Origin of the sequence: Mesorhizobium sp. M7A.F.Ca.US.005.03.2.1, from assembly GCF_003997795.1 — a bacterium.
GTDB classification, from domain to species: Bacteria; Pseudomonadota; Alphaproteobacteria; order Rhizobiales; family Rhizobiaceae; genus Mesorhizobium; species Mesorhizobium ciceri.
This window is the reverse complement of sequence record NZ_RZRP01000264.1, coordinates 1-7,312: the sequence shown is the minus strand read 5'-3', so window position 1 is coordinate 7,312 and position 7,312 is coordinate 1. Positions and strand designations below refer to the sequence as shown.

Below are 7,312 nucleotides of genomic sequence, written 5' to 3'. Positions count from 1 at the left end.
GCGCAGATGTTCGACATGAAAGCCGACATGGGCGGAGCGGCCGCTGTGGTCGGCCTGCTGATCGCGCTCGCCCGGCAAGGCAGCCCGGTACACATTGTCGGTGTTCTCGGCATCGCGGAGAACATGCCATCCGGCACGGCGCTCAAACCGCGCGACATCATCACGACGGCGTCCGGACAGACAGTGGAAGTGTTCGACACGGATGCGGAGGGACGCCTGCTTCTGGCCGACTGCCTCCACTATGCAGCCACGCGCTTCAACCCTTTAGTGATCGTCGATCTGGCAACGCTGACCTATTCGGTGACGCGTGGGTTGGGGTCGATATTCGCCGGCCTGTTCAGCACCGACGATGCCATCGCGTCACAGATGATCGCGGCCGGAGAAACGGTCGGCGAGCGGTTCTGGCGGCTGCCGCTCGATCGGGCCTACGACGAGGGCCTGCAATCGCCGTTCGCGGACCTGCGGCATCATGCCAAGGATATGGAAGATGGCGATGCTCCCTATGCCGCAGCCTTCCTGCGCCATTTCACGGAAGATCGCCCCTGGGTGCATCTCGACATCGCCAGCAAGGAACTGACCGACTCCGATCGGCCGCTCGGCAGGCAAGGTGCCACGGCATTTGGCGTGCAGATGCTGGAAGAGTGGGTGCAGGTCACCCGTAACATGAGTTAGGCGCCTGCCGCCGCGGACGATAAAAGTACCTTCAATCGCACTGGGAATTGGGATGTCATCTGAGATCATCGGCATGGAAGGACGGGCCACTTTCGGCGCCTACGAGACCTGGTATCGGGTCAGTGGCGAACTCGGCGGCGAAAAGGCGCCTGTGGTGATCCTGCATGGCGGCCCGGGCGTCGCCCACAATTATGTCGATGCCTACAAGCTTCTTGCGCGAAGGGATCGCGCCGTCATCCACTACGACCAGTTGGGCTGCGGCAATTCCACCTTGCTGCCTGAGAAAGGCGCCGATTTCTGGACACCCCGGCTGTTCATCGACGAGCTTGAAAACCTCGTCGACCACCTCGGCATTCGGACAGGCTTCCACGTGCTCGGCCAGAGCTGGGGCGGCATGCTGGGCGCGGAATATGCCGTGACGCGGCCGCAAGGCCTGAAATCGCTGACCATAGCCAACTCACCGGCTTCCATGAAACTGTGGGTCGAAGAGGCCAACCGGCTGCGTGCGGATCTGCCCGCGGATGTGCAGGAGACCCTGACCCGACACGAACAGGCCGGCACGACGGACGATGCGGCTTACCAGGCTGCGACGATGGTGTTCTACGAGCGGCATGTCTGCCGGGTCGTGCCTTTCCCGCCCGAAGTCACGGAAAGTTTCGCCCAGGTCGTGCGCAATCCGACCGTCTATAATCTGATGAATGGGCCAAACGAGTTCCATGTCATCGGAACGCTGAGGAACTGGAGCATCGTCGAGCGCCTGCCGGCCATCGATGTTCCCACACTGATCATCTCCGGACGTCACGACGAGGCCACGCCCGCGACCGTGCAGCCCTACAAGGACGGCATCAAGGGGTCTCGCTGGGAGATATTCGAGCATTCCAGCCACATGCCGCATGTCGAAGAGCAAGATGCGTGCATGCGGGTGGTGGGAGACTTCCTGGACCACAACGATAACTGAAAAAAGGGGAATCAAGACATGAAGAAACTGCTTCTGGCGGCAACAGCCGCGGCATTGCTGGCCGGTACATGGCTGGCCCCGGCACAGGCCGAATATCTCAAGGAGCACCGAGGCGGCACCATCCGCCTGCTGGCCCGCTCCGCGGCCGGAACGCTCGATCCGCACATCAATTACACGGACCAGGGCTGGCAGATGTACCAGCCGATCTATGACGGCCTGGTGGCCTTCCGCAAGGCCGAGGGCATGGACGGCTTCACCATCGTCCCCGATCTGGCCGAGGCCCTGCCGCAGGTCAGCAATGACGGCAAGACCTTCACCTTCAAGCTGCGCAAGGGCATCAAGTTCTCCAGCGGCCAGGATCTTGGCGTAAAGGACGTCGTCGCTTCTTTCCAGCGCATATTCAAGGTTTCCGGACCCACCTCCGGCACGTTCTATGCCGGCATCGTCGGGGCCGACAAATGCCTGGCCGACACCAAGAGCTGCACGCTGGAAGGCGGCGTTGTCGGCGACGAAGCGGCCGGCACCATCACCATCAACATCACCAAGCCGGATGCCGAGCTGCTCTACAAGCTTGCCTTGCCGCATGCCATGGTCCTGCCGGCGGACACGCCCGCTGAAGACATGGGTTCCAAGCCCATTCCCAGCACCGGCGCGTACATGATCTCCGCCTTCGACCCGAACAAGGGCATGACGGTTTCCCGCAACCCCAATTTCAAGCAGTGGAGCGAAGAAGCCCAGCCGGACGGCTATCCGGATGTCGTCCAATATGATTTCGGCCTGTCCGAAGAGGCAGCCGTCACCGCGATCCAGAACGGCGAAGCGGACTGGATGTTCGACGCTCTGCCGAGCGACCGCCTGGGCGAACTGGGCAGCAAGTCCATGGACCAGTTGCACATCTCACCGCTTTCGGCTTGGTGGTACGCGCCGCTGAACAACCGTCTCGCACCCTTCGACAACGAAAAAGCCCGCCAGGCCGTTGCCTATGCGATCGATCGCAACACGCTGGTCAAGCTGTTCGGCGGCAAGGTGCTGGCTTCGCCGGTCTGCCAGGTCCTGCCTCCGGACTTCCCCGGCCATGAAGACTATTGCCCCTTCACCAAGAATCCGGGCGCCAAATGGTCGGCCCCCGACCTCGACAAGGCAAAGCAGCTCGTCGAGGACTCCGGCACCAAGGGCCAGAAGGTGACGATCATCGTCGAGGACACCGCCATTTCGCGCTCCATCGGCGTCTATCTGCAGAGCGTGCTGACCAGCATCGGCTATGTCGCCGACGTCAAGCCGATCTCGTCGAACATCCAGTTCACCTACATCCAGAACACCAACAACAAGGTGCAGATGTCCGTCACCCAGTGGTACAAGGACTATCCGGCGGCTTCGGACTTCCTGAACATCCTGTTCAGCTGCGCCTCTTTCCGCGAAGGTTCGGACGCCTCGATCAACATCGCCGGCTTCTGCGACAAGGAAATCGACGCCAAGATGCAAAAGGCATTGGACCTCGGCGTCACCGATCAGAAAGCCGCCGATAAAATGTGGGCTGAAATCGACAGGCAAGTCACCGACAAGGCACCTGCGGTCGGCCTCTTCACGCCGAAGCGGCTCGATTTCGTCAGCAAACGTCTTGGCAATTTCAAGTTCAACAGGCAGTTCAACTGGATGATCACCCAATCCTGGGTACAGTAATGGCCTGGGTGCAGTAACGAACCGCGGAGGGGCACGTCCGTGTCGAACGTAGCTGTCGCCGCGCCGCGCAAGACGCGAGGGCCCTGGGCCGTCGCGTTTGCGAAGCTGGCAAGGGACAGGGCTGCCATGGCGTCGCTGGCCGTGTTCCTCCTCATCGTCCTTGCCTGCCTCAGTGCGCCTCTTTATGCGAAATGGGCAGGCGTGGACCCCTTCGCCTCGACGCTCGACGCCGTCATCCAGATCGACGGTGCCGACGTTCCGGTGATGGAACAATCGACGGAGGGGCTCGGGCTTGGCTACACACCGCTCGGCCCGACCTGGCGGCTGGGCAATTATTTCCTCGGCGCCGACAGCCAGGGGCGCGATGTCATGGCCAGGATGCTCTATGGCGGGCTGAGCTCGCTGCTGATCTCCGGAGCAGCCACCATCTTTACCCTGATCCTGGGCACGGCGGCGGGATTGATCGCCGGCTATTTCGGCGGTGTCACCGACACGGTGCTGTCGCGCTTCCTCGACATACTGTGGGCGTTCCCCATTTATCTGCTGGCGATTTCGCTCTCCATCGTGACCATCGCGCATGGCATCACGATAGGACCGATCCAGATCGAGTCCGGCAGTCTGTGGCTGCCTGTCATCATCATCGGTATCGTCTACGTGCCCTATGTGGCTCGTCCGATACGCGGGCAGGTTCTGGCACTGCGCAAAAGCGAATTCGTGCTCGCCGCGATCAATCTGGGCGTACCGGGATGGCGCATCCTGTGGCGCGACATCCTGCCCAACGTCACCACGACGCTGATCGTCTTCGTGCCGCTGATGATGGCGCTGAACATGCTTACGGAATCAGCCCTTTCCTTCCTTTCGATCGGCGTGCAGCCGCCGGCCGCGAGCTGGGGCACCATCATCCAGGACGGACAGGCGCTGCTCTACACCAGGCCACTGGTGGCGCTGGTGCCGGGCCTGGCGATCGCGGTTTCCGTCATGGCGCTCAATGTCTTCGGCGACGGTCTGCGCGACGCGCTCGACCCGCGCTCCAAGGTTCGGCTGGGGCGCGACTGATGATCTACGCAATCCTGCGCCGGTTCGGCCAGATGCTGTTCGTGATGTTCGGCATCTCGGTCATCGTCTTCCTGATTTTCTTCGCAACGCCGGGCTCCGATCCGGCGGCGCGCATCGCCGGCCGCAATGCATCGCCCGAAGTGCTGGAGGCGGTACGCCACAGCTTCGGCTTCGACCGGCCGCTCTACGTGCAATATGTGACGATGATGGAGAAGATCTTCGTCACCGGCGATCTGACCTCCTTCGTCAATCGTGGCTGGAAGGTGGTGCCGGCGGTCATGGATTCGATCCCGGTCACGCTCTCGCTGGTGTTCGGAGCGGCGATCCTGTGGGTGGTCGTCTCCATCATCATCGGCATCGCCGCCGCCGCCACGCGCGGCAGCTGGCTGGATAAGCTGCTGATGGCGCTAGGGCTGCTCGGTATTTCGATGCCGGTGTACTGGCTGGGCGAGGTGATGAACCTGATCACCCAGAGCCGCTACCACGACAGCTGGGCGTTCTCCTGGGTGCCGCCGCTCGGCTACAAGAACTTCTCCGACGATCCAAAGGGCTGGTTCCTGACCCTGGTCATTCCGTGGATCACGCTGTCCATTCTCTACATCGGCATTTATGGGCGCGTGCTGCGCGCGGCGATCATCGAATCCCTGCAGGAGGACTATATCCGTACGGCCCGGGCCAAGGGCCTGTCGGAGACCCGCATCCTGCTGCGCCATGCCTTGCGCACGTCGCTCATCGCCTTCGTCACCTTGTTCGGCCTGGATTTCGGTGCGCTGGTCGGAGGCTCGGCCCTGCTGACGGAGGTGGTGTTCGGGCTGCACGGCATCGGCAAGCTCACTTATGACGCGCTGCAGAATCTCGATCTGCCGATGATCATGGCAACGGTGATGTACGCTTCGATGTTCGTGGTTGTTGCCAATGCGGTCGTCGATTTCGTCTACATCCTTCTCGATCCGCGCCTGAGGACGTCATGATACTGTCGGTGCGCGACCTCAAAGTATCCTTCCGCACAAATGATGGCCTGGTGCGGGCCATCGATGGCGTTTCCTTCGACCTCGAGGAGAGCGAGATCCTCGGCGTCGTCGGTGAGTCCGGTTCCGGCAAGACCGTGTCGCTGCTGGCCGTCATGGGTCTGATCACCGATCCCAACGCCACCATCGAAGGCTCGATCCGTTACAAGGGCCGCGAACTGGTGGGACTGCCCGCGCGCGAACTGAGGCGGCTGCGCGGCAACGAGATCGCGATGATCTTCCAGGATCCGATGACCGCGTTGACACCTGTCTACACGATCGGCTGGCAGATCGCCGAACAGATCCGCGCGCATCGCAACATCAGCAAGTCCAAGGCGATGGAGCGCGTGGAGGAATTGCTGGCCGAGGTGAATTTTCCGAACCCGCACGAGGCGATGTCGCGCTACCCGCACCAACTGTCCGGCGGCATGCGTCAACGGGCGGTGATCGCAATGGCTTTGTCCTGCAATCCGGCGTTGCTGGTGGCTGACGAACCGACCACGGCGCTCGACGTCACCGTACAGGCCGGCATTCTCGATCTGGTGCGCAAGCTGCGCGCGACGCACAAGTCGGCGGTGGTCTTCATCACGCATGACATGGGCGTGGTCTCCGAACTCGCCGACCGGGTCATGGTCATGTATGCCGGCCGCGTGGTGGAGCGCGGCAGTCGCGCGGAGCTGTTTTCCGATCCGCGACACCCCTATACGCGCGCGCTGCTCGGTTCGATCCCGCCGCTGACCGGCGAAAAACCACGCCGCCTGCCGGCCATTCCCGGTTCGCCGCCGTCATTGCTGCGATTGCCGCAGGGCTGTGCGTTCGGTCCGCGGTGCCCAGTTCACTATGAGCCCTGCGAGGCCGGCAAACCCGACCTCGGGAGCGGCACTCATGCCGCGGCGTGCTTCAGGGTGGCACAGGCATGAGCGGATCGATGACCGACAAGAACCGCCCCATTATCGAGACGCGTTCGCTGGGCAAGCGCTTTTCCATCGGCAGCCGTTTTTCCGCCGAAGGCAAGCGAACCGTTCATGCGGTCGACAATGTTTCCCTGACCGTGTGGCGCGGCGAGACGGTCGGCCTGGTCGGCGAATCCGGATGCGGCAAGTCCACGCTGGCGCGCTGCCTGGTGAGGCTCTACGACATATCGGACGGCGAGCTTCTGTTCGAAGGCAACGATATCACCTCGAAGTCGCTGTCCGAACTCAGGCCGCTCCGGCGCCGCCTGCAAATGGTTTTCCAGGATCCGTCGGCATCGCTCAATCCGCGCCGGCGCGTCGGCGACCTGGTGGCCGAGCCGCTGCGCATCCATGGCAGGCTCTCGTCGAGCGAGATCACCAGACGCGTGGCGGAACTGTTCGACCTTGTCGGCCTGCTGCCGGATCACGTCATGCGGTTTCCGCACGAATTTTCCGGCGGGCAACGCCAGCGCGTCGGCATCGCGCGGGCTATTGCATTGAACCCGGACCTCGTGGTCCTCGACGAACCCGTCTCCGCGCTCGACGTGTCGGTGCAGGCGCAAATCGTCAACCTGCTTGCCGATCTGCAGGAGAAGCTCAATCTCACTTACATCTTCATCGCCCACGACCTGTCGGTGGTACGTCAGGTTTCAACCCGCATAGCGGTCATGTATCTCGGCTCGATCGTCGAAGAAGGGCCGGCGGAAGAGGTGTTTGCAGCACCGGCCCATCCCTATAGCCAGGCGCTGATCTCGGCGGTTCCTATCGTGGAGACGACGCCCAGCGGGACGCGCAAGCGCATCATCCTCACCGGCGACGTACCGAGCCCTCTGAACCCTCCAACCGGCTGCCGTTTCCATCCCCGATGCCCGATCGCGGCGGAGCGCTGCCGATCGGAGCGGCCGCAGTTGCGGGAATACCGCCCCGGTCGCAAAGTCGCCTGCCACTTTCCGACGATGTAGGCGACACTCACCACCGCACAGGTG

At 62.6% G+C, this 7,312-nt stretch carries 6 protein-coding genes and 1 pseudogene; all 7 read left to right on the top strand.

The features are described from left to right. Positions 1–672 (top strand): annotated as a pseudogene (locus EN991_RS16310) (peptidase M17); the annotation flags it as partial. A gap of 52 nt (positions 673–724) precedes the next feature. Then, complete coding sequence (locus tag EN991_RS16305; protein ID WP_013531728.1) at positions 725–1,630, top strand: proline iminopeptidase-family hydrolase; 906 nt, start codon at positions 725–727, stop codon at positions 1,628–1,630. An 18-nt stretch (positions 1,631–1,648) separates the two neighbouring features. Then, positions 1,649–3,310 carry an ABC transporter substrate-binding protein gene (locus tag EN991_RS16300; RefSeq protein ID WP_127369136.1) on the top strand — a complete coding sequence of 554 codons (1,662 nt, stop codon included), beginning with the start codon at positions 1,649–1,651 and terminating at the stop codon, positions 3,308–3,310. A 39-nt stretch (positions 3,311–3,349) separates the two neighbouring features. Beyond that, positions 3,350–4,366 (top strand): ABC transporter permease, encoded by a 1,017-nt coding sequence (locus tag EN991_RS16295; protein ID WP_063167981.1) that lies wholly within the window; start codon positions 3,350–3,352, stop codon positions 4,364–4,366. Continuing rightward, positions 4,366–5,337 (top strand): ABC transporter permease, encoded by a 972-nt coding sequence (locus EN991_RS16290; RefSeq protein ID WP_013531725.1) that lies wholly within the window; start codon positions 4,366–4,368, stop codon positions 5,335–5,337. Before EN991_RS16295 ends, EN991_RS16290 begins: the two co-directional genes overlap by 1 nt. After that, the gene (locus EN991_RS16285) at positions 5,334–6,293 is read left to right on the top strand and encodes an ABC transporter ATP-binding protein (RefSeq protein WP_024503324.1); all 960 of its coding nucleotides are present in this window, start codon (positions 5,334–5,336) and stop codon (positions 6,291–6,293) included. Before EN991_RS16290 ends, EN991_RS16285 begins: the two co-directional genes overlap by 4 nt. Before the next feature lie 8 nt (positions 6,294–6,301). Next, positions 6,302–7,288: a dipeptide ABC transporter ATP-binding protein gene (locus EN991_RS16280; RefSeq protein ID WP_013531723.1), complete on the top strand. Its 987-nt coding sequence runs from the start codon at positions 6,302–6,304 to the stop codon at positions 7,286–7,288. The last annotated feature ends 24 nt before the right edge of the window (positions 7,289–7,312 follow it).

Bases quoted from the DNA above. Each gene is read 5' to 3' on its own strand.
- EN991_RS16280 (WP_013531723.1), top strand. From the start codon at position 6,302: ATGACCGACAAGAACCGCCCCATTATCGAGACGCGTTCGCTGGGCAAG.
- EN991_RS16300 (WP_127369136.1), top strand. From the start codon at position 1,649: ATGAAGAAACTGCTTCTGGCGGCAACAGCCGCGGCATTGCTGGCCGGT.
- EN991_RS16290 (WP_013531725.1), top strand. From the start codon at position 4,366: ATGATCTACGCAATCCTGCGCCGGTTCGGCCAGATGCTGTTCGTGATG.
- EN991_RS16285 (WP_024503324.1), top strand. From the start codon at position 5,334: ATGATACTGTCGGTGCGCGACCTCAAAGTATCCTTCCGCACAAATGAT.
- EN991_RS16305 (WP_013531728.1), top strand. From the start codon at position 725: ATGTCATCTGAGATCATCGGCATGGAAGGACGGGCCACTTTCGGCGCC.